18 protein-coding genes are annotated in these 21,533 nt (G+C 65.4%); 8 read left to right on the top strand and 10 right to left on the bottom strand.

The annotated features are described in order from the left end of the window. Nucleotides 1–166 precede the first annotated feature (166 nt). From N2602_RS30685 to N2602_RS30665, 5 genes are all read right to left on the bottom strand, one after another. Nucleotides 167–1,558: a hypothetical protein gene (locus tag N2602_RS30685; RefSeq protein WP_260380391.1), complete on the bottom strand. Its 1,392-nt coding sequence runs from the start codon at nucleotides 1,556–1,558 to the stop codon at nucleotides 167–169. Beyond that, nucleotides 1,555–2,820, bottom strand: coding sequence for a glycosyltransferase family 4 protein (locus tag N2602_RS30680; RefSeq protein ID WP_260380390.1), 1,266 nt, complete (start codon nucleotides 2,818–2,820; stop codon nucleotides 1,555–1,557). The genes N2602_RS30685 and N2602_RS30680 overlap by 4 nt, the downstream gene beginning before the upstream one ends. 30 nt (nucleotides 2,821–2,850) lie before the next feature. Further along, nucleotides 2,851–4,176, bottom strand: a complete 1,326-nt coding sequence (locus tag N2602_RS30675) for a cellulase family glycosylhydrolase (protein ID WP_172785811.1) — start codon at nucleotides 4,174–4,176, stop codon at nucleotides 2,851–2,853. Nucleotides 4,177–4,279: 103 nt separating this feature from the next. Beyond that, nucleotides 4,280–5,419 (bottom strand): glycosyltransferase, encoded by a 1,140-nt coding sequence (locus N2602_RS30670; RefSeq protein WP_260380389.1) that lies wholly within the window; start codon nucleotides 5,417–5,419, stop codon nucleotides 4,280–4,282. Nucleotides 5,420–5,672: 253 nt separating this feature from the next. After that, the gene (locus tag N2602_RS30665; RefSeq protein WP_260380388.1) at nucleotides 5,673–6,776 is read right to left on the bottom strand and encodes a glycosyltransferase family 1 protein; all 1,104 of its coding nucleotides are present in this window, start codon (nucleotides 6,774–6,776) and stop codon (nucleotides 5,673–5,675) included. Nucleotides 6,777–6,956: 180 nt separating this feature from the next. Between N2602_RS30665 and N2602_RS30660 the strand changes: the two genes are divergently transcribed. Beyond that, nucleotides 6,957–7,844, top strand: coding sequence for an aldose 1-epimerase family protein (locus N2602_RS30660; protein WP_212259470.1), 888 nt, complete (start codon nucleotides 6,957–6,959; stop codon nucleotides 7,842–7,844). 24 nt (nucleotides 7,845–7,868) lie between these two features. Here the strand turns inward: N2602_RS30660 and N2602_RS30655 are convergent, their stop codons facing one another. Continuing rightward, nucleotides 7,869–8,717, bottom strand: coding sequence for an MBL fold metallo-hydrolase (locus N2602_RS30655; RefSeq protein ID WP_260380387.1), 849 nt, complete (start codon nucleotides 8,715–8,717; stop codon nucleotides 7,869–7,871). Between the two features lie 246 nt (nucleotides 8,718–8,963). On the opposite strand from N2602_RS30655, the gene N2602_RS30650 reads away from it, so the two are divergent. Beyond that, complete coding sequence (locus N2602_RS30650; protein WP_172785816.1) at nucleotides 8,964–9,764, top strand: response regulator transcription factor; 801 nt, start codon at nucleotides 8,964–8,966, stop codon at nucleotides 9,762–9,764. Nucleotides 9,765–9,781: 17 nt separating this feature from the next. On the opposite strand, the gene N2602_RS30645 is transcribed toward N2602_RS30650, so the two are convergent. Beyond that, nucleotides 9,782–10,546 (bottom strand): lytic transglycosylase domain-containing protein, encoded by a 765-nt coding sequence (locus N2602_RS30645; protein WP_260380386.1) that lies wholly within the window; start codon nucleotides 10,544–10,546, stop codon nucleotides 9,782–9,784. Nucleotides 10,547–10,596: 50 nt separating this feature from the next. Then, nucleotides 10,597–11,733, bottom strand: coding sequence for a S9 family peptidase (locus tag N2602_RS30640; RefSeq protein ID WP_260380385.1), 1,137 nt, complete (start codon nucleotides 11,731–11,733; stop codon nucleotides 10,597–10,599). A 161-nt stretch (nucleotides 11,734–11,894) separates the two neighbouring features. Between N2602_RS30640 and pgm the strand changes: the two genes are divergently transcribed. From pgm to N2602_RS30620, 4 genes are all read left to right on the top strand, one after another. Next, nucleotides 11,895–13,541: a phosphoglucomutase (alpha-D-glucose-1,6-bisphosphate-dependent) gene (gene pgm / locus N2602_RS30635; protein ID WP_172785819.1), complete on the top strand. Its 1,647-nt coding sequence runs from the start codon at nucleotides 11,895–11,897 to the stop codon at nucleotides 13,539–13,541. A gap of 190 nt (nucleotides 13,542–13,731) precedes the next feature. Then, complete coding sequence (locus N2602_RS30630) at nucleotides 13,732–14,781, top strand: aromatic ring-hydroxylating dioxygenase subunit alpha (RefSeq protein WP_260380384.1); 1,050 nt, start codon at nucleotides 13,732–13,734, stop codon at nucleotides 14,779–14,781. Nucleotides 14,782–14,784: 3 nt separating this feature from the next. Then, nucleotides 14,785–15,537, top strand: coding sequence for a GntR family transcriptional regulator (locus tag N2602_RS30625; protein WP_172785821.1), 753 nt, complete (start codon nucleotides 14,785–14,787; stop codon nucleotides 15,535–15,537). Between the two features lie 11 nt (nucleotides 15,538–15,548). Next, nucleotides 15,549–16,529 (top strand): PDR/VanB family oxidoreductase, encoded by a 981-nt coding sequence (locus N2602_RS30620; RefSeq protein WP_172785822.1) that lies wholly within the window; start codon nucleotides 15,549–15,551, stop codon nucleotides 16,527–16,529. Between the two features lie 225 nt (nucleotides 16,530–16,754). Here the strand turns inward: N2602_RS30620 and N2602_RS30615 are convergent, their stop codons facing one another. After that, nucleotides 16,755–18,716: a bifunctional diguanylate cyclase/phosphodiesterase gene (locus N2602_RS30615; RefSeq protein ID WP_260380383.1), complete on the bottom strand. Its 1,962-nt coding sequence runs from the start codon at nucleotides 18,714–18,716 to the stop codon at nucleotides 16,755–16,757. A 378-nt stretch (nucleotides 18,717–19,094) separates the two neighbouring features. Here N2602_RS30615 and N2602_RS30610 point away from each other — a divergent pair, with 378 nt between their 5' ends. Continuing rightward, on the top strand, nucleotides 19,095–20,039 hold the full coding sequence (locus N2602_RS30610; RefSeq protein WP_260380382.1) for a hypothetical protein: 945 nt from the start codon (nucleotides 19,095–19,097) through the stop codon (nucleotides 20,037–20,039). Between the two features lie 11 nt (nucleotides 20,040–20,050). On the opposite strand, the gene N2602_RS30605 is transcribed toward N2602_RS30610, so the two are convergent. Continuing rightward, nucleotides 20,051–20,416 carry a nuclear transport factor 2 family protein gene (locus N2602_RS30605; protein WP_172785825.1) on the bottom strand — a complete coding sequence of 122 codons (366 nt, stop codon included), beginning with the start codon at nucleotides 20,414–20,416 and terminating at the stop codon, nucleotides 20,051–20,053. Between the two features lie 287 nt (nucleotides 20,417–20,703). On the opposite strand from N2602_RS30605, the gene N2602_RS30600 reads away from it, so the two are divergent. Beyond that, nucleotides 20,704–21,294, top strand: coding sequence for a TetR/AcrR family transcriptional regulator (locus N2602_RS30600; RefSeq protein WP_260380381.1), 591 nt, complete (start codon nucleotides 20,704–20,706; stop codon nucleotides 21,292–21,294). The last annotated feature ends 239 nt before the right edge of the window (nucleotides 21,295–21,533 follow it).

Raw genomic sequence — 21,533 nt, 5'->3', positions numbered from 1 at the left:
TAAGTTGATGCTTTTTAACGCACTGGTTGTGTCCGTATTTTCCCGGGTATTGGTGCCTCGGCTTCTGGGGAAAGGCTGACGGTCTCGCGAGGGAACTGGATCGGCTCGGCTCAAGCATCGGCTTGACCATCCGCAAGGTCCGGCAAGAAGCGATGCGTGCCGCCGATTAACCGCGGCGGGCCAGCATCAGAAAGTCGCCGCGCCATCCGACGATCGCCGTTGCGATCGCGGCGATCATGATCTTGCCCGCGAGCCAGGCCGCCGGCTCGGTCGGCATCGCGCCGAGCGATCCGATCAGGACCGCGGCTGCCAGCGCCTGCACGACCAGGGACCAGCGCGGGAATGCCTCGAACCGCAGCGTCGGGCCGAGCGCGACCAGGATCGTCGCGAGCGTGGCGAGGCAAGCGCAGCCCACTGCCTGTCGCGGCGACAGGCCGGCCCATGTCGCGGCCAGCGCGAGGGCGGCGACGATGGCGAGCTGGCCGGCCGCAACGACCACGAGCCTCGTCGCGCGCTTCTCCAGGTGCGGAACGACCGCGACGGTCGCCTGGAGATGCGTGTGCAGGAAATAGAAGACGGCGACAACAGGTGCCGTCGTCAGGAAGCCATCAAGGCTCTCCCGCGGAACCAGGATACGGGCTGCATCCGGAATGAAGCCGACCAGGCCGCCGAGCAGCACGAGTGTCGTGCAGACCATGAATTCGAACATCCGCCGCGCCGATTGAACCGACTTCATGACGGTTCCGCGTTCGAAGTCCTTCACCACATCGGGATAGCTCACGGTGTGGATCGCTGCATTGAGGACCCAGAACGGGCGTTGCAGCAGGTCGAGCGCGATCGAAAATCCGGCGCCGGCTCCCGTCGCGCCCAGCCGGCCGATGATGATGAAGCGGAGCAGCACCGGCACCGACAGATGGATGACGGACGCACCCGCCGCCAGCATGCCGTAGCGGGAGAAATCCTTCCAGTCGGCCAGCACCCTCCGCAGCGGAACGCGCTCCAGGGGTGTGCGATAGGTCAGCAGCCCGGTGAGCAGGCCGAGCGCGTGGCCCGCGCCGACGCCGAGCAGCGCCGCTTCGGCCGTTCCCCAATTCGCGGCTCCCGCGGCGGCCCCGGTCAGGAGAGCGGTGGCGCGAAACGCCAGAAGAGAGGAGGCGATGCCCAGCCGGTCGGACAGACGGACCGACAGGAAATAGAGGTCGGTCAGGCCCTGAAGCACGGAGATGCCGAGGCCCAGCGCGATGATCCCGGCCGGGAGCACGCTGGCCAGCGATGCGCAGCTGCCGACCACGACGAGCGCGGCCGCGCTCGACAGGCCTGCGGCGAAGAGCGACCACCTCAGCCGCGCCGCCTCGTCCTCCCCGGCTGCTGCCAGAAAACGCAATCCGGCGAGCTGCAGCCACTCGAACATCAGGACGCAGAGCAATTGGCTCGAGGCCAGTGCCAGCGAGAAATTGGTGTAGTCGGCGGCGGGCAACAGGTGACTGATCGCGAAGATCAGGATGATCGCCGCGGCACTCTGATAGAGGTAGCCCGCCATCGCGAAGAGGCGTGTCATCTCGGAATGAGGCGTTCCTTGCCGACGGCCCGCGGCGCTTTGGTTGCCGAGCGCATGCGCGACATCCGCTGCTCGCGCAATTGCTCATACAGAGTCTTGTAGGATGACAGCACGTCGGCAAATATCCATTTGTTGGTATCCGCGATCAGGCGCCGGCTGATCTCGTCGATCTTGTGCGGATCAGACGCGACTGCCAGCATGCTGTCGGCCAGGGATTGCGGATCGGCGTCGGTCAGCCAGCCCGTCACGCCGTGCTCGATGACCTCGGGCATGCCGCCAAAGCGCGTTCCGAGCAGCGGCCTGCCGGCCGCCTTGGCATCTGCCACGACGAGTGGACCGGGGTCGTGCCAGATGGATGGCGCGACCACCACGTCGACCTGCTGGTAGAAATCGTCCGGCGCCACGAAGCCCATGAACTCGATGCGCGCATGCGGCGCGAGCGCCCTGAGGCGGCGTTGCTCCTCCTCGCTGACCCGGCCGGCGATCATCATCCGGATGCGCTCGGGCGGCAGCATGGCAAGGGCATGCATCAGGTTGTCGATGCCCTTCTCCTCGGTGAGGCGGCCGATGAACCCGAACGTCACTTCCGAGGTGCAGACCGGGCGAGGATAGGGCTCGCGCGGCGGCTCGGTCGAGGCGTTGCGGATCACGGTGCGGATCGGTGTCTCCGCGAACATGCCCATATCGGTATGGATCGACAGCACGCGCTCGCTCACGCCGACCACGGCGCTCAGCCAATGCGTCGCCCGCTTGCGATGAAAGGTCAGGATCCCGCAGCTCGTGCAGGTGTGCTCGCAGGAGCGTCCCTTGTCGAAGCGAGAGCAGCGCGGGCAGGTTAGATAATAGTCGTGAAGCGTATGCAGCACCGGCACGCCGAGCTGGGCGGCGACGCGCCAGATCGCGGTGGTGAGACCCGACAAATTGTTGGAGTGCAGCACGTCCGGCTTGAAGGCCCGGATGCGTTCCGCGATCACCGGCGCCTCAATCTGCCAGTCGTCGACCGCATGCCAGATGCTGCGCAAGACGGTGTTCTTCTGCTCGGTGAAGGGCCGATAGATGTTCTGGACCGGCGCGGAATAGACGTTGATGCCGTTGCAGCTTTCGCGCTCCTGCCCATGGGAGGACGCGGCCCGGATCACCTCGACCTCGTCTCCGCGCTGCGCCAGGCCCTCGGCGAAGCGCCGCGCGAAGATCTCTGCACCGCCGACGATCTTCGGGGCCTGAGGCGTCGGATAAAGCGTGGACGTCAAAAGAACTTTCATGGCGTAACCTCATGTCTTGCAAAATCGCGCTTACCGCGCCGGTCTTATCTCCAGGGAGGGCATGGCACCGTTGCTTGCTGCAATGAGAACCGGCGTGCTCGAAACCGGAATCCAGGCTCCGGACGCAGGTCTTGCGGCCGAGTCGCACGGCAGCGCAAACGTTGCGCCTTCCTGATCGCCCTTAAGCCGGACCTCGTAACGCCGGTCGGGAGCCTCGGACCAGACCGCAACTCTGGCGCCGGACGTCGTCGTTGCGTTGATCGACACGACGCCGCTGGCGAGCTCGCGCTTCTCGGCGCTCAGGCTGGAGCGGATGAAGGCCCAGGCGCCCTGGACCGCGCAGGCGACGGGTTTCGGCGAATTGTCGAAACGGTAGAGCCCGAAATTGTGCTCCAGCTCCGATGGATTCTGTCCGCTGTCCTTGAGCTCGTAGAGCCAGATGCCTTTGAGCCAGCGCGCCGCGGTCGACGCCCACAGGATGAGCTGCGCACTATTGTCGGCCTGGGCCTGCTCGCTGACGCCGCATTTGTTGCTGGCCGTGGTCCATCCGGTCTCGGTGACATAGACCGGGAAGTCGGGGTTTCCGCTCGCCTGGCCGACGAGGCGGTGAAACGCCGTGAGCCGCTCGATGATCTCGGCCGAGGTCCGTTTGCTCGGGCCCATGCAGAAATTATAGAGATGGATCGAAGCGCCGTCGGCATACTGCAGAATGCCGGTCCGCAGCATCTTCTCCGTCCACGCCCAGCCCAGATCGTCACCGAGGGCGCCGACCAGGAATGGCGCATTCGGCGCCGCGCGCTTGACCGCAGGTCGCGCGACTTGCGCCAGCGCCAGATAATTTTCCGGCGAGAATGCGGCATCTTTCTTTGCCGCCAGATTCCACTCGTTCCAGAGCTCGAACAGGGGATGCTGCGCCACGACGGATTGCGCCGCCGCTGCCGCATAGTCGGCGAACCGCTGCCGCGCCTCATCGGTCGTCGGCGGCGAGGAATTCGGAACGAGATGATGGCCGAAGGCGAGGATCAGCATCGGACGCGCAATGCCGGATCTGACCTGCGCCTCGAGCCGGCCCAGCCTGGGCGTGAAGCCCATCCGGCGTCCCGCCGTTTCGAAATCGGACCAGGGGAAATCGTCGCGGAAGGCATTGAGGCCGAGTTGCTTGATCTGGGCGATGTTCTCCGCAGGCACGTATCCCCGCGCGCTCACCGGCCCGCCCAACCCCTGATGGGTGCCGACACCGAGCAGGAATCGGGCGTCGAGCGGTTGAGCGCAGGCGGGGACCGACAGAACAATGACCGAGATGAGGCCCGCGAGGCGAAGGACATTGTCGCGAAGCAACGTGCGTGGGCGTGTCATGGTCTAGATCATGCTCACGCGCGATGCAGGGGCAGTGACACTATTCGAGAGCATCGCCATCGCGATCTCCCGCATCTGCTAGGGCAAGCGTGCATGTTGATCATCAGAAATTCTTGGAGAGGTCCGACTGCAGCCCCGCCTTCGCTTCGACGGGCGTCTGGTCGTCCCGAAGCAGCTCGGCATAGACCTGCTGCAATTGTGCATGCGTCTTCTCGACGTCATAGAGCTGCTTGAAGCGGTCGTAGCCGCGCTGTCCCAGCACCTTGAGGTCGAGATCGAGTGCTCGCCGGAAGCCGTCGACGAGCGGCTGCACCGCGACGGGTTCGCAAAGCACGCCGGTGACGCCGTCGACGACGATTTCGGGCAAGGCGCCGCTGCGGAATGCCAGGACCGGCTTGGCCGCGCGCATCGCTTCCAGGGCGACGAGGCCGAAGGCTTCCCATCGTGACGGAATCACGACGAGATCGGCTGCCTCGAGCTGGGTCTCGATGGTCGGCCGGTCCAGCCAGCCCAGCAGGGACACGTTGGGCGGCACCGCCGGGCCTTCATACTTGTTGACGACGGAGGCGCCGATCATGCGGATGTCGAGGACGTCCTCGAGCGCGCGCGCCGCTTCGATCAGGAGATCGAAGCCCTTCTGCCGATCCAGGCGTCCGATGAACAGCACCTTGACCTTCTTGGAGGTCCAGTCGGCCGAGACGGGCTGCGGCGTGCGGCTCTTCGAGATGCCGTTGTGGACCAGGGTGAGGCGGTCGGCAGGAATTCCCGCGCGCAACGCCTCGCTATGCTCGTCGCCGGAGATGCAGATGATTCGGTCCGACGTGCGCGCCAGCAGGTTCTCCGCCGCCTTGGTCAGCACGTGACTGAAGCGGCCGGTCTCGCGCGAAAATGCCCAGCCGTGCGGACAATAGACGACGCGCGGTCCGCCCGAGCGGGCTGCCAGCGCGGGCCGGAGCACGAGCCCTGCAAAGGACGAATGCAGGTGCACCACGTCCGGTCTGAAGGCATCCAGCGCTTGCATGCTTGCACGCAACATCTGGAATAGGCCGGCGACGCTGCGGCCGGATCGCTCGAATGTCGTAATCTGGTTGTCATCGACCGCGCCGAGGTCGTCTCGATGATCCGACGGCACGACATAATGCACGTTCTCGGCACCGAAGCTGGCCTGCTGCTGAGGATGCAACTCGTTCAGATAGCTCGCGATCCCGCCACGGATCGTTTCGGCGATGTGCAGCACTTTCATCGTTTGCCTTGCATAGGGCCGCGTTGGAGAGCCGGACATCTGGATCCCTGTTCTGTGTTCGCTAGTGCGAAACACAGTTCCTCGAATACGTAGCGATATTGGGGCAGGGATGTGGTCATGTTGCGCCAAGGCGCTCGTGCTTGCGATCGCCGCAAGAACGAAGAAGAAGTTTCATGGAACCGTGCTGAGAGACGCGAGTTGCAAATCGTTTGTGCAAAAACCATTGCGCGCGATAGGCGAACCGCGCCGCGTTTCACGCAGCGCTGGCGACGTTCGCCGGCGCCGCGAGGTGATCGAGCAACGCCTTCGCCGATTTCTTCCACGAATAGAATGCAAGACGATCCTGTTGTCGCCTGCGTTCCTGCTCAGAGATCGCGCCGATTGCCAGTCTTTCGAGCATGAGCTGCTTCAGTGCTTCGGCATCCGTGGCGCCAAAATACGCAGCCGCGTCGCCGCACGTCTCCACGACGGCGTCGGCCGTCGAGGCGATCACCGGGCAGCCGAAGATCATGGCTTCGAGTGGCGGGACACCGAATCCCTCGTAGAGCGACGGAAACACGAAGGCCGATGCGTGCGCATAAAGTGCGGCAATCTCGCTGTCGGTCAGGCGGCCGGCCAGCAGCAGGCCGGAAACCCCTTCGCCGGAATGATCCTGAAAGACCTTGCTGTTGTCGCCGCCGACGATGACCAGGGGAACGTCAGCCCGGTCGAGCAGCTGGATGGCACGGATCGCGACGGACAGATTCTTGTTCTTGGTTTTCGAGCCCACGAACAGGAAGAACTTCTGCGGCCGGACGCCAAGTCGGGCCAGAATGCCGGGATCGGGCTTCGTGGCCGCAAAGTGTTCGGCACTGTTGGGGAAGATCGGAATGCGCGATGCCGAGAGATTCAGCACATCCGCAAGCTCCTTGCGTGAAAATCCCGATACCGTTGCGATGCTTGCGTGCCGGGCGAGCATCCGACCCATCGTGCGATGGACGGTCAGATAGCGCCAATTGAAAAAGTCGGGCCTGCGAAAGACCTGGGCGTCGTGAATCACGACAATGTGGTCGCGATGGAAGACGGGCCCGGAATTGGCCAGGCTGATCAAGCGGCCTCCGGCGGCGGCGCGGGCGAGATCGACTTGATCCCACGCGTGCCCATGCAACCGGCCGACGGCGCGAATCTTGATCCGGTCGAGATGAAGTTCCTCGCTTGCATCCGCAGGCTTCAACAATTGCCAGTCTGCGTTGCGCAGCACGGCCGGAATCTGCTCCGACGCGAGCAGCCCGTCGATCGCCTTGACCATTTCGGCGGCATAGCGCTGCACGCCCGTGAGCTTTTGCGACAGAAAGCGGCCGTTGATGAAGAATTTCAATTGACTACCACGATGGTTCATGGAGTCCCGGCCGGGTTCGCGGGGAGCTCGCGGTGGAGAAGCCGCACGTGAGCAATCGTTAGGTACAGAAATATGACGCAGCCCGGCATGGCTCGGAGGCGCCGCCTGCATGGCCGGCGTCGCCTTGCTGCGTGCCAGGGCGGGGTGTAGAGGTCGGCAATGACCGACGACACCCACTCCTTTCGCAGCGGCTCGCTTACCGCGACCGTCAAGGCGCACGGCGCCGAGCTCTGCTCGCTGAAGGGCGGCGGCACCGAATTCCTTTGGCAGGCGGGGCCGGAATGGCCGCGTCACGCGCCGCTGCTGTTTCCGATCGTCGGGCGCCTTGCCAACGACGAATTGCGGCACCAGGGCAAGACGTATCGGATGACGCAGCACGGCTTTGCCCGCGACAGCCGCTTCGTGTGGGCGGAACGCGGCGAGAGCCGCTGTACTCTTGTGCTCGAGGACAACGAGACGACGCGCGCGCTCTATCCATTCCCGTTCCGGCTCACGGCGGCCTATGCGATCGATGAGTCCGGCCTCGATCTGACGCTCACGATCGCCAATACCGGCAAGGAGACGTTGCCGGCGTCGATCGGCGGTCATCCCGCCTTCAATTGGCCGCTGCAGCCCGGCGCGGCCAAGGAGAGCTATGCACTGACCTTCGCGAGCGCCGAATCGTCTCCGATCCGCCGTCTGGAAGCTGGATTGCTGCGCCCCGTGGCGGAGCCGAGCCCGGTCAAGGGCACGTCGCTTCCCTTGTCGGATTCCCTGTTCGTCGACGACGCCGTCATCTTCGACCGCATCGAGAGCCATTCGGTCCGCTATGCCGCGACGGGCGGTGCATCAACCGGACCTTGGCTGAAAATGTCTTGGCGCGGATTTCGCGAGCTCGGCGTCTGGTCGAAACCGTCAGGCGCGCCGTTCCTCTGCATCGAGCCCTGGCGCGGCTATGCAAGTCCCGCCGGCTTCCAGGGCGACTTCACCGACAAGCCGGGACTGATGCACATCGCGGCCGGCGCGGAAGAGCAATTATCGTTCCGCATCGAGGTCGGATCGTCCTGAGGCCGGCGAGCTGATCGACGATGCCTAGACCTCGATGCGCGTGAGATCCTCGCCGAGCACGACCGGTCCTGCATAGTCCCGCCTGACGTCATCGAGCAATGCGGTCAGCATGGCGTCGTCGGTGCGCGGACGGTGATGGGTCAGCGCGAGCTTCTTGACGCCGGCTTTGGCCGCGATCTTCCCGACGGTGTCGCCGCAGGCGAGCGTGTGTTTCGCAAGCCGGCGGAAGTGCTCGTTGTTGATCTCGGGCGTTGCGAGAAAGCAGACCTGGACCAGCAGGTCGGCGCCTTCGGCCAGGCGCTCCAGCCCGGGGCAAGGGACCGTGTCGCCCGAAATCGCAATGACCTTGCCCTCGGCCTCGAAGCGATAGCCGAGACACATCCAGCGCGCCAGCAAGGCCGGCGACATGTCGAGGCCGTCGCCATGCGAGACCAGTTCGGCGCTGATCTTCCAGCGACCGGTGTCGAGCACGGGGCCTGGAATGATGTCCGTTGCGGCGACAGGCTTCCAGCCGCCGAAGGTCGGCTCGCCCTGGTCGCGCCAGGCGATGTCCTTGTCGTAGACCTGCGTGACCAGCGTGTTGACGAGCCGCTCGGTGTCCGGCGGTCCATAGATGCGCAGCTCGTCCTTGCGCCCGTGCATCCACGAATTCAACATCACGTCGTAGAGATCGCCGATGTGGTCGAAATGGTGATGGGTGAGGAAGACCGTGTTGATAGCGCCGAGCGGCACGCCCGCCTTGTGAAGCTGCACCATGACGCCACGGCCGGCGTCGAACAGGATGTTCTCCTCGCCAAGCCTGATCAGCGTGGTCGTCGCCATGCGACGCGGGTCTGGACGTGGGCCGCCGGTGCCGAGCAGTATGACCTCCATGGGCCACCTCCGAGTGCAGGCTTTTGGACGCACAGTAGATGTGAGCTCACGGGCGGAGCAAGCCGCAGCGGGCTACCCGAAGTGTAATCTGATTTTCAGAGATCGGGAGGCTGCCGGCGCGATGGTGCGCGGAATGAGAATTGTGGGCCAATTCATACTAAATACGTTGAGACCATGACCAATATTGTTTGCGCGTCACAACGCGCCTAGTATTGCGGCAGGCAATTTCGGGGGCTCGAACAGGCTGTGAATGTCCGTTCACATGACAGCGCGACGCGCAGCGACTTGAATTCGCAGGTCGGATCATCCAGGACCGTGACGGTTTCCGCACGTCAGGAATCGCGTCCGGTCGGCCGCGAGCGGCTGATCGTCGTCGAGGACGATCCGGTGACACGGACCATGCTGGTCGACTATTTCAGCGACAACAATTTCGATGTGGTCGGCGCCGGCTCCTGCACGGAGTGCCGTCAGGCGCTGCGCGCGCGCACTGATCTCGTCTTCCTCGACGTGCAACTGCCCGACGGCGACGGCTTCGAGCTCGCCAAGGAGATCCAGGCCGCCGGCAACGTGGGCATCATCTTCGTGACGCGGCGCGACACCGACGTCGACCGCATTCTCGGCCTCGAGGTCGCCGGCGACCATTACGTCACCAAGCCGATCAACCTGCGCGATCTGCTCGCGCGTGCGCGCAGCGTGCTGCGGCGGCGCTCGATCGACCGCAAGGCGGCGCGCAACCACAATTCGATCGCCTTCGGCGACTGGATCATCGACCTGACCCGGCGCGAACTGCTCGGCAACGACGGCAAGCCGGTGGCGCTGACGCGCGCCGAATTCGACCTGCTCGCGGCGCTCGTCGGCGCCGACGGCAGGCCGCTCAGCCGCGACTATCTGATCGAGGTCGTCAGCAACCGCCAGGCCGACGTCGACATCCGCACGGTCGATGCGCTGGTGGCGCGACTGCGCCGCAAGCTGGTCGGCAGCGGCACGCCCGTGATCGCGACCGTCACCGGCGTTGGCTATAAGCTCGCGCTCAGCGAGCGGCTCTAGAGCATAGGGCATCGCCGTCAGCGCGATGCAACGCGCTTCCAACGTGCTTCGATGCGCGCCTTGATCTGGCTGACCCTCGCCTCGTGAGCGGCCCAATAGGCGCGGCTGGCGGCTGCAGTGCCTTGACGATAGCTGGCATAGACGGCTTTGGGCTGCACCGGCATCTTCGGGCGGCTCGCCGCTTTTGCGGGCGCCGCAGCCGCGGCCGCAACGGCAACTGCAGGCGCCGGATCCGGAGCAGCCGCAGCTTCGGGACCTCTCGGCATCGCGCTCATCGCGACAAGCCGGTTGCGGGCCCGGTTGCAATAGACCTGCGACCGCGCGGTCATCCCCTCTTCGCCATGACCCGCCCGGTATTTCATCAGGGCGCGGCAGAGGTCCCCGCCCGAAAGACGCCAGGCCTGGCTGAGATAAAGCACCCCGTAATGGATGTTGACGTCGGGTTCGGCCAGCTCCGCGTTGCTGCCGCGGAAGCCCAGCATCGCCGCCGTCTCGGGGCGCACCTGCATCAGGCCGATTTCGCCCGCGCCACCGATGATTGCGGGGTTGTAGCCGCTTTCGACGAAGACGACCGCCTCGGCGATATCGGCCGGCAGATTGGTGCTTTTGGTTTCCCGCTCGATGATCTTTCGGATCATCGCTCGCGACGACGGCGTTTCGCCGGCGCCGAGCTCGGTCCCCCCGTCGCCCGCGAGCGCGCCGATCGGAGCCGACACGAGCAGGACGACCGCGATATGCCTCCACGTCGCGCCGAGATTGAAGCGTGCCCGATCCCACAGCATGGGCTTGTCATAGAGCTCCGGAGTTAACAAACCGGCCTCTGGCGCGTCTGTCACTGCCGCGCGCGGGCGCTCTGGTCGGTGGGTCTGGCCTGCGATGGCTCGGCCAGCTGGTCATCGACCGCATAGAGCGTGCAACTGGGCGACCATTTCATGCAGGCCGCCAGCGAGTCGCGCCGGGCCTCTTCAGTCGTCGCACGGCCGGTGCGCCAGCCGTAGCCGCCGTTCGGCGACACCGCAAAGGCCTTGTGCGGCAGCAGGCTGGCGAGATAGCGCGCGAACTCGGCCCGCGCGGCCTCGCTGAGCTGGGGCGGTGGCGGCAGCGGATCGGGCAGGCTCAGGAGTTCATGGCCGAGCCCGCGCTCGCGCAGGAAGGCGTCGAGATACGGTGTCCATTGCGGCCGGCCCGCGACCGAATAGAGATAATGGCCGTCGTCGCCGTAAGCCGGCGCCGCCACGAACCTCGCATTGCCGCCACCGGCGCGAAACCCGTCATGGAGGCGGCGCGCGAGATCGGGACCGAAATAGGCATCGTTGCTCGCATAGACCCAAAGCATCGGCACGCGCGAGCTCTTGCCGAAGGTGGCGAAGGTCTGCACCAGCCCCTCCTCGTTGCAGACATCGTCGTCGTCGCGCGAGCCGCGGCCGCCGGCGAAGTTGATCGCGGCGACGAGACCGGGCGGGGCCTGCGCGCTCAGCGCCACCGTGGCAAGGCCGCCGGCGGAATGGCCGGCCGCGATCATGCCCGAAATCGTGACGTCGGGCCGGTGCGCCATCGCATCGATCGCGGCGCGCAGATCGGCAACTGCGACGGCGGCCGCCGGCAGGTACGCCGCCTTTGCGCAACCGCCGACGCTGTCGACGTGCCCGCCGGGCGAGGTGCCGTAGCCGCGCCGCATCACGATCAGCGCCGCAAAGCCGCGCCGGGCGTATTCCAGCGCAATGCCGTAATATTTATGCGCCGACATCGCCGCTCGGTCCTCGAACTTGCGCGGCGAGCCGTGGCTGAGCAGCGCCAAGGGATAGCGCTTCGTCCCCGCAGGTCGGACCAGGAAGGCCTCGAGCCCCTGCGGTCCGGCCTCCGCCATCGGGATGCGAAGGTCCTCGGTGTAGAACTCCGCGGCGCGCGCCGGTGCGCCGGCCAGGATGAGGCCGGCGATCAACACGAGCAGCTTGCGCGAAGGGATCATGAGACGATTCGACGGGTGGTGGTGCCGAGCATAGCACGAACCCGCTGCACCACCTTCGCTACCCCCAAGGAACGCCTTCCCCCTCGCGCGTGTTGTGCCCTTGGCGGGGGCCGGGCCGATGCTATGGTGTCCCGCACTCACGACAGGACGAGGATATTTCAGTGGCAGAAGTCGATCCCGCGGCGGGCAAGCAGGCCTCGCCGGACGTGCTCACCAATATTCCGCGGCTGGTGACGGCCTATTTCGCCAACAGACCGGATGCATCGGATCCGGCGCAGCGCGTGGCGTTCGGCACGTCGGGCCATCGCGGCACCTCGTTCAAGAACACCTTCAACGAAGGCCACATCCTCGCGACCACGCAGGCGATTTGCGATTACCGGAAGGAGAAGGGCCTGACCGGCCCGCTCTTCATCGGCATCGACACCCATGCGCTGGCCGAGCCGGCGCTGGTCAGCGCCGTCGAGGTGTTCGCCGCCAACGGCGTCGAGGTCATGATCGACAAGGACGGCGGCTACACGCCGACGCCGGTCATCTCGCATGCGATCCTCACCTACAACAAGGGCCGCAGCAGCGGCCTCGCCGACGGCGTCGTCATCACACCCTCGCACAATCCGCCCGAGGATGGCGGCTACAAATACAATCCGCCCCATGGCGGGCCTGCCGATACGGACGTGACGGGCGTCGTCGAGAAGCTCGCCAACGCCTATCTTGCAGGCGACCTCGAGGACGTGAAGCGCATCGACTATGCCAAGGCGCGCAAGGCCGCGAATGTCCACGCCTACGACTTCGTCACGCCTTACGTCGCCGATCTCGGCAATGTCGTCGATCTCGACCTCGTCAAATCCGCCGGCGTCAAAATCGGCATCGATCCGCTCGGCGGCGCCGCCGTGCATTACTGGCATCCGATCATCGAGCGCTATGGCCTCAACGCCACGATCGTGAACGAGGCGATCGACCCGACCTTCCGCTTCATGACGGTGGACTGGGACGGCAAGATCCGCATGGACTGCTCCTCGCCTTACGCGATGGCGAGCCTGATCGGCATGCGCGACCGCTTCGACGTCGCCTTTGCCAACGACACCGACGCCGACCGCCACGGCATCGTCACGCGCACCGGCGGGCTGATGAATCCGAACCATTACCTGGCGACCGCGATCTCCTACCTGTTCGCGCACCGTCCGGACTGGGGCAAGGACGCCGCGATCGGCAAGACCGTGGTGTCGAGCTCGATCATCGACCGCGTCGCCAAGAAGCTCGGCCGCAAGCTGGTGGAGACGCCGGTCGGCTTCAAATGGTTCGTCGACGGCCTCGTTACCGGCGGCTTCGGCTTCGGCGGCGAGGAGAGTGCAGGGGCCTCGTTCCTGCGCCGCGACGGCGCGGTGTGGACCACCGACAAGGACGGCGTCATCCTCGGCCTGCTCGCTGCCGAGATCATGGCCAGGACCGGCCGCGATCCCAGCCAGATCTTCAATGAGCTCACCGCCGAGTTCGGCATGCCGCACTACGCGCGCATCGATGTCGCCGCCACCGGGCCGCAAAAGAACATCCTGAAATCCGTCACGCCGGAGCAGCTCGGCCTCAAGAATCTCGCCGGCGATCCCGTTCGCGCGACGCTGAGCAAGGCGCCCGGCAACGGCCAGCCCTTCGGCGGCATCAAGGTCGAAACCGATTTCGGCTGGTTCGCCGCGCGGCCGTCCGGCACCGAGGACGTCTACAAGATCTACGCCGAAAGCTTCCGCAGCCCCGAGCACCTGAAACGGATTCAGGAGGAAGCCCAGGCGGGCCTCGCGAAGGTGTTCGCCGCGTAAGCTGTTCCGAGAGGCCGCCGCTTTCCTACCTTCCCACTCCAGGGGAGGGTAAGGGAGCCGCATGCCATGCGGAACATATGTATACATTAAAAGGAGTAATGGTATCATAGTAGGGAAATTTCAGCCTTGAACAATTCTCTCCCTCCGCTATTGTATACATAACGTATTCATAAGCTGTGGGAGCGAGACAATGACAAAACCCTTCCCCATGAACGCCTGGTACGCTGCTGCGTGGGACGCCGACGTCAAGGCGGCGCTGTTGCCGCGGACGATCTGCGGCAAGCATGTCGTGATGTATCGCAAGGCCGACGGCTCGGTGGCCGCGCTGGAGGATGCCTGTTGGCATCGCCTCGTGCCGCTGTCCAAGGGCCGGCTGGAAGGCGACACCGTCGTCTGCGGCTATCACGGCCTGAAATACAACGCGCAGGGCCGCTGCACCTTCATGCCCTCGCAGGAGACCATCAACCCGTCGGCCTGCGTGCGCGCCTATCCCGTGGTCGAGCGTCACCGCTACATCTGGCTCTGGATGGGCGATCCCGCGCTGGCCGATCCCGCGCTGGTGCCGGACATGCACTGGAATCACGATCCCGCCTGGGCCGGCGACGGCAAGACCATCCACGTCAATTGCGACTACCGCCTCGTGCTCGACAATCTCATGGACCTCACCCACGAGACCTTCGTGCACGGCTCCTCCATCGGCAATGATGCGGTGGCCGAGGCGCCGTTCGACGTCACCCATGGCGAGAAGACGGTCACGGTGACGCGCTGGATGCGCGGCATCGAGCCGCCGCCGTTCTGGGCCAAGCAGCTCGGCAAGCCCGGCCTCGTCGACCGGTGGCAGATCATCCGCTTCGAGGCGCCGTGCACCATCGCGATCGACGTCGGCGTCGCGCCGACAGGCACCGGTGCGCCGGAAGGCGACCGCTCGCAGGGCGTCAACGGCTTCGTGCTCAACACCATCACGCCTGAGACCGAGAAGACCTGCCATTATTTCTGGTCCTTCGTCCGCAATTACCGCCTCGGTGAGCAGCGCCTCACCACCGAGATCCGCGAGGGCGTCTCCGGCATCTTCCGCGAGGACGAGCTGATCCTGGAAGCGCAGCAGCGCGCGATGGACGAGAACCCCGATCGCATCTTCTACAACCTCAACATCGATGCCGGCGCGATGTGGTCGCGCAAGCTGATCGACAAGATGGTGACGAAGGAAAACGCCCCAAAGCACCTTCAGGCCGCGGAGTAGAACATGGCCGAGCGTGAGGTCGACCGCTCCATCTCGCAGACCGTGAAGGCGCAGCTCGCGTTGCGCGACCAGATCCTGTCGGGCGCCTTGCGTCCGGGCGAGCGCATCTCCGAGCTTCAGGCGGTGGAGACGACCGGCGCTTCGCGCACGCCGGTGCGCATGGCGCTGGTGCGGCTGGAGGAGGAGGGCCTGCTCGAGGCCATCCCCTCCGGCGGCTTCATGGTGAAGGCGTTTTCCGAGCGCGACATCTCCGATTCCATCGAGCTGCGCGGCACGCTGGAAGGCCTGGCGGCGCGCTTTGCCGCCGAGCGCGGCGTCGCCGCGCGCGAGCTCGAGCCGCTGAAGGAGTGCCTCGCTGCAATCGACGAGCTGCTGCGGCAGGTGCCGATCTCGGTCGATGCTTTCTCGTCCTACGTCACGCTGAATGCGCGCTTCCATGCCCAGCTCACGGAACTGTCGCGCAGCCCGCCGCTGATCCGGCAGATCGACCGCGCCTCGGCGCTGCCGTTTGCCTCGCCGAGCGGCTTCGTGATGGCGCAATCGGCACTGCCGGAGGCGCAGCAGATCCTGATCATCGCCCAGGAGCACCATCGCGTCGTGATCGACGCCATCGAGAACCGTGAAGGCGCCCGCGCCGAGGCCGTCATGCGCGAGCATGCGCGGCTCGCGGTGCGAAACCTGCGGCTCGCGCTGCGCAACCGGACCCATCTCGACCTCTTGCCGGCGCTCGCGCTGATCAAGACCGCAACCGATTGAGGGCAGCCACTATGCGCTTCATCGAAACCTGGACCCCCGCGACGCTCGTCGCCACCCGCGATCTCACCCCGAACGTCCGCGAATTCCTGATCAAGCCGGATCAGTTCGAGGCCACGGCCTATCCGGTCGGCAGCCACATCAATGTCAGCGTCACCATCGACGGCCTGCCGGAAACGCGGTCCTATTCGCTGGTCGGTGAGGCCTCGTCGCAGGGCTTGAAGATCGCAGTGCGCCGTGCTGAGGATTCCCGCGGCGGCTCGCGCTACATGTGGTCCTTGCAACCGGGCGCACGGCTCGATATCACCCAGCCGGCCTCGCTGCTCGCGGTCGATTGGACCCGCAACACTTATTGCCTGATTGCCGGCGGCATCGGCATCACCCCGATCCTCGGCGCCGCGCAGGCGCTGGCCCGGCGCGGTGCGGACGTGACCCTGCATTATGCCGTGCGCTCGCGCAACGAGGCCGCCTATCTCGACGATCTCGCCGCGATGCTCGGCGATCGTCTCGTGGTTCATGCCAGCGACGAAGGGCACCGGCTCGATCTCGACCCGCTGTTTGCTTCACTTCCGCAAGGCGCGCTGGCCCTGTTCTGCGGCCCGATGCGCATGCTGGACGCCGCGCGCCATGCCTGGATCGGCGCCGGCCATCCGCTCCCCGATCTCCGCTACGAGACCTTCGGCTCCAGCGGCACGCTGCCGACCGAAACGTTCCGCGTGCGCCTGAAGGACTCCGGTGTCGAGCTCGAAATCCCACGCGAGCGCTCGATGCTCGACGTGCTCAATGCCAGCGGCCACGACGTGATGTATGATTGCAAGCGCGGCGAATGCGGCCTCTGCGCCATCGACGTGGTCGAGGTCGACGGCGAGATCGACCATCGCGACGTCTTCTTCAGCGACCACCAGAAGCAAACCAACCAGAAGATCTGCGCCTGTGTCTCCCGCGCGCGCGGCACGATCACGGTGGACACGCTGCTCCGGGCGGATGCGGTTTGACCGAGGCCGGAGCGGGACTCTCTTAGGAGGAATGGACTTAGGAGGAATGGACGACGCCGCGTGCTCCACCTCTCCCGCTTGCGGGAGAGGTCGCGCCGAAGGCGCGGGTGAGGGCTCTCTCCTCTGGGGGAGTCCCGCCATGGAGACAGCCCTCTCCCCAGCCCTCCCCCGCAAGCGGGGGAGGGAGCGTACCTCCCGAGTCGCCGGACCGAGGCACAATTTTTCCTACGCCGCGAAATTCGCCCGATACTTCTTCGTCTCCAGCAGCGCCATCACCCCGTCCGCCGCCACCGGCCGGCTGATCAGATAGCCCTGCACCTCGTCGCAACTGATTTGCCGGAGATATTCGAGCTGGTCGGCGGTCTCGACGCCCTCCGCCACCACGCCGATCTGCAAATCGCGCGCGAGCGAAATCACCGACTTCACGATCGCCGCGCAGTCCGGCTGCACCAGCATGTCGCGGATGAAGGACTGGTCGATCTTGATGCGGCTGAACGGCAGCTTGCGCAGGTAGGTCAGCGAGGAGAAGCCGGTGCCGAAATCGTCCAGCGCCACGGTGACGCCGAGCTCCAGCAGCGCGTTCAGGACCGTCGCGGCCGAGCCGTATTTCGACAGCAGCATCGATTCCGTGATCTCGATCTCGAGCCGATGCGGGGCGATCCTGGTCTCGGCGAGCGCCTCCACGATGGTCTGGAGGATGGCCGTGTTGTGAAACTGCGCGGCCGAGAAATTCACGGCGACCCTGATCTCTTCGGGCCACTCCGCAACCGTCGCGCAGGCGCGGCGGATGACCCATTCGCCGATCTCGTGGATCAGCCCGGTCTCCTCCGCGATGGCGATGAACTCGGTCGGCGGCACCAGCCCGCGCGTGGGATGCTGCCAGCGCAGCAGTGCCTCGAAGCCGGTGATGCGGTTGCTGCCGAGATCCAGGAACGGCTGGAACACCAGGAACAGCTCGTCGCGCGCGATCGCGCCTGTGAGGTCCGATTGCAGCGCCTTGCGTTCGCGGGACGACCTGTCATCGGCTTGCTCGAAGAAGCAGACCGTGCCCGGCCCGGCCTTCTTGGCGCGGTAGAGCGCGGCATCGGCATTCTTCATGAGATCGAGCGGCGTGTTGCCGTCGCGCGGCGCCAGCACGATGCCGACGCTGGTTGCGCCGACGATCTGACGGCCCTCGATCTGGAACGGTTCGGCGAAGGCCGCGACGAAGCGTTCGGCGATCTCGAGCGCATCCTCCGGCCGCGTCAGGTTGGCCATCACCAGCGCGAACTCGTCGCCGCCGATGCGCGCGACGTGCTCGGCGGCGCGCGTGCAGCGTTGCAGGCGGTTTGCCACCTGGACCAGGAATTCGTCGCCGGCAGGATGGCCGAACTGGTCGTTGACCTCCTTGAAGCGGTCGAGATCGAGCAGGAGCACCGCGAATTCCTCACCCGATAGCGCCAGCCGCTTGAGCGCGGCGTCGAGCGTTTCATTGAAGGCGACGCGGTTGGGCAGATGGGTCAGGGGATCCAGCCGCACCGTGCGCTCGGCCTCGATCTGCCGCATCACGCGCCGGGCGAACGAGAACGAATTGACGAACACGCTGCGCAGCAGGACGCTGCCGTAGACCACGACGAGAAAGGCGATCAGGAGAAAGGCGAGATCGCCGTTCCGGCCGAGGCAGATGGCGATACCGAGGAAGATCGGCGCCGTGAAGGCGATCGCCGCGATCGGGATGGTGGCGAAGGCGAGTGCCCCGCCGGCCAGCATGCCCGCGCACAGGCAGGTAATGACGAGCTGGCCGCCGGTCGAAGCGCCGGCGAAGAAGGCGACCGGGACGATGCCCCAGGCGGCGCCGAGGATGAAGGCGTTGCGCACCAGCCGGTGCATCGCGCGACGCGAGACGAATTGCGGCTTGGTGATGCGGCGCGCCGCGTGCGATTGCAGGCCGAACGCGATCGCGGCGCCGGCGACGGAAGCCGCCCAGATCAGCGCAGGGATCCTGTCCGGCGACGGCCACAGCGCGATCGCGAGCACGATGGCGTTGCAGGCATTGGCCAGCATGATGCCGACCGAATAGCCGAGCACCAGCGACATCTGCTCGGCGCGGATTTGCCCGGCGACGGCCTCGTCGGCTGCGGGACCGCCAAAGGCCGACAGATCGCCGGCGAACAGCCGAGCGACATAGTTGGTCGTTTGAGTCCGCATCCCAGAGCCTAGCAGCAGGGCCTTTCGTCCAGCCGGTTCGGAGACTTTGCCGCAAACCTTTGACGAACTATGAATTATCCACGGCTGCGGGAGGCGCCGTAACCACTTCTGCGTGTTCGTCACGGAATATCGATAACAAATCGATACAAATGCGGCGCTATGCGTCACGCCAGTGACAATACGACGTGTTCGGTGGCGGCAGTCTGCCTTCTCGCGTCAAGGCCTGAGCGGCTCCCGGAGAGCGGCTCCTCGATCGGCTTTTTGCCGCACCCGGCCAAATCGAGACGCCCCCCTCGATCGCGTGATACGTTTCGCGGACCGACAGGCCGCCGTGCGCCGCGTCGGCACCGGATGCATTCGAAATCCCGAGGGCTGTCCATGAGCGAGCCTTCAGCCGAGGTGTCGGCGACGGTCGAATACACGATGGACAAATGGCGGATGGACCGGGTCCCATGGGCCATGTGGGCTTGCGTCGCCGGCCTTGCGATCGGGCTTCACGCCGAGAGCCGCGGCCAGAATGGAGCGGTTTTGGCCACGATCTATTTGGCTCTGCTGGGTCTGGCGTTCGCAGGCTATGCACTGACGGCCCTGATCGGACGGTCCGGCCTGCCATTGCTTCTGGAATTGTTGATCGGCGTCCTTGTCCTGATCGTCGTCTCCGCCCTCATCGGTGGGATCAGCTTGATAGTCGGCGGGTCGGGCGGCGGCTCCAGCTATGTCGGCGCGATGCGCAGTCTCTATTGGAGCCATCTCGTGAACCCATCGCTGAACGTTTTCGGCTGGATGTTGCTCTATTTGGGATTGGGATGGATCGCGTTCTCGTCCTACCGGCACTTCTATGCGGATCGGGCAGTCGTCTCCATGTCTGCCGCGGGCATCCGCTTTCACAGACCCTGGCTCAAGGGTTTGTTCATCCCCTGGCAGGAGGTGCGTGGGGTGGGCCACCTCGAGGTCCCTGGCATCTCGGGGGTGCCGTTTGTCAGTCCGTATGCTGCTGCCGTCACGGTCGGTCAGAACTTCTATGAGCAGCATATCGCCCCGAAGCGCAGCTTCTTCTCGCCGCCCGGGGCCGAGGCCATGTTCCAGTCGAAAGGCGAGATGATTCAGGTCGTGCTCAATAGCGCCGACATGACAGTCAAGCCCGATGATTTTCTCGGGCCCGCCGAGGCGCGATGGAAAGCCTTCAGGGATCGGGCCGGACCGCCATCGCAGCCCGGCGGCACCATCGTCTATGGACGGTGGTCCATCACCGGCTCTGCATGGCAGGCCGTTCAGTTTCTTGCGCCTCTCGTCGGCATTGCCGTGGTCATGCTGTACCGATAGGGAAATCCTGATCAGCGTCCGAGTTGCTTCGGATCGTAGAAGAAGCGCTCCTCGATGATCTCATTGCCTCGCCAGGTCTGCCACGCGATCTCCTCCAGCGTCCGTGTCACGCCCTCGGCGTTGGTGAAGGAGAATTTCCAGCGACTGGCGACAATGTCGCCATCGATCAGGCTCGGGCCGAGGCGCACGGCAGTGACCTCCTTGAACGCCGCCAGCACGCCGCGCTCCTTGTCCGCGAGCTTGTCGCGTCCGACCACGGGCGCGGCGAGGTTCTCATAGGTTGATGCGTCGGGGGTGTAGTAGTCGAGGATCGCGCCGACGAAGTCGCCATCCTCCAGCCGCTTTGCAAAGGCTTCGACGATCTCTCGGCTCGGCATGTTGTCACCTCAAGGCTAAAACCGACTGATGGTCGGTAAATACCGACCGATAGTCGAAAAGTCAACTGGCCGCCCGCGGCAAATTCGATTAGAGCTTCACTTGATCAAATTGAGGTGCGTCCGCGAAGAAGGTCGGCCCCCTCTCCCGCTTGCGGGGGAGGGCTGGGGTGGGGGTGCCTCCGCAATGAAGAACCCCCAAGAGGAGAGAGCCCTCACCCGGCGCTTCGCGCCGACCTCTCCCGCAAGCGGGAGAGGTCGAGCAAACCCGCGGCTCCAGATGAGGACGCATGGCCAAACAGGCGGAACGGCGGGCGGCGACATCGGAGGCGATCCTGACGGCGGCGCGGCGCCTGTTTGGGACGCACGGCTTTGCCGCCACCACCATGGACGACATTGCCGAAGGCGCTTCGGTCGCCAAGGGCGCGGTCTATCATCACTTCAAGACCAAGGAATCGGTGTTCGAGGCCGTGTTCGATCAGGTCTCGCGCGACCTCGTTGCCGAGATCGACCGCACGGCACGCGCCGAGAAGGACGTGCTCGCCGCCATGGTCGCCGGCACCCAGCACTACTTCGCAGCGACCGCCAAGGGGCCGACCGGCCAGATCATCCTGCGCGATGGCCCGGCGGTGCTTGGCTGGGAACGCTGGCGCGAGATCGATGCGCAGCACTTTGGCGGCAAGATCCCGCGCACGCTCTCCGCCGCGATGGAGGCCGGCCTCATCGCACGGCAGCCTGTCGAGCCGCTCGCGCGGCTGCTGCTCGGGGCGGTCACGGAGGCCGCGGTCGCCTGCGCCGGACGCGCCGATACCGCAAAGGCGGGCGCGGAATATGCCCGTGCGTTCAAGTCGCTGGTGGAAGCGCTGCGCGTCAAGGCATGATCGCCTTAACGCGGAGCCAGCTATGTGGGTGGTGTCGACTCCGAGTTCGCTTCACCTCTCCCGTAGGGAGAGGTCGGATCGCATCGAAGATGCGATCCGGGTGAGGGGTTACGGTCTCACTTTCCGTTGCGGCCCCTCACCCGGATTGCTACGGACGATGCTGCGCATCGCCGCGCGCAATCCGACCTCTCCCCGCCGGGGAGAGGTGAAGTCGGAAACGCCCACGCCAACAAGAAGAA

It is taken from the genome of Bradyrhizobium sp. NC92, assembly GCF_025200865.1.
In the GTDB taxonomy this organism is placed as follows: domain Bacteria; phylum Pseudomonadota; class Alphaproteobacteria; order Rhizobiales; family Xanthobacteraceae; genus Bradyrhizobium.
This window is presented reverse-complemented; position numbering and strand designations above follow the sequence as displayed.

Coding starts and splice junctions, on each gene's coding strand:
- N2602_RS30610 (WP_260380382.1), top strand. CDS start 19,095: ATGAGCGAGCCTTCAGCCGAGGTGTCGGCGACGGTCGAATACACGATG.
- N2602_RS30685 (WP_260380391.1), bottom strand. CDS start 1,558: ATGACACGCCTCTTCGCGATGGCGGGCTACCTCTATCAGAGTGCCGCG.
- N2602_RS30600 (WP_260380381.1), top strand. CDS start 20,704: ATGGCCAAACAGGCGGAACGGCGGGCGGCGACATCGGAGGCGATCCTG.
- N2602_RS30640 (WP_260380385.1), bottom strand. CDS start 11,733: ATGATCCCTTCGCGCAAGCTGCTCGTGTTGATCGCCGGCCTCATCCTG.
- N2602_RS30645 (WP_260380386.1), bottom strand. CDS start 10,546: ATGCTGTGGGATCGGGCACGCTTCAATCTCGGCGCGACGTGGAGGCAT.
- N2602_RS30660 (WP_212259470.1), top strand. CDS start 6,957: ATGACCGACGACACCCACTCCTTTCGCAGCGGCTCGCTTACCGCGACC.
- N2602_RS30625 (WP_172785821.1), top strand. CDS start 14,785: ATGGCCGAGCGTGAGGTCGACCGCTCCATCTCGCAGACCGTGAAGGCG.
- N2602_RS30630 (WP_260380384.1), top strand. CDS start 13,732: ATGACAAAACCCTTCCCCATGAACGCCTGGTACGCTGCTGCGTGGGAC.
- N2602_RS30655 (WP_260380387.1), bottom strand. CDS start 8,717: ATGGAGGTCATACTGCTCGGCACCGGCGGCCCACGTCCAGACCCGCGT.
- N2602_RS30620 (WP_172785822.1), top strand. CDS start 15,549: ATGCGCTTCATCGAAACCTGGACCCCCGCGACGCTCGTCGCCACCCGC.
- N2602_RS30675 (WP_172785811.1), bottom strand. CDS start 4,176: ATGACACGCCCACGCACGTTGCTTCGCGACAATGTCCTTCGCCTCGCG.
- N2602_RS30605 (WP_172785825.1), bottom strand. CDS start 20,416: ATGCCGAGCCGAGAGATCGTCGAAGCCTTTGCAAAGCGGCTGGAGGAT.
- N2602_RS30680 (WP_260380390.1), bottom strand. CDS start 2,820: ATGAAAGTTCTTTTGACGTCCACGCTTTATCCGACGCCTCAGGCCCCG.
- N2602_RS30615 (WP_260380383.1), bottom strand. CDS start 18,716: ATGCGGACTCAAACGACCAACTATGTCGCTCGGCTGTTCGCCGGCGAT.
- N2602_RS30670 (WP_260380389.1), bottom strand. CDS start 5,419: ATGAAAGTGCTGCACATCGCCGAAACGATCCGTGGCGGGATCGCGAGC.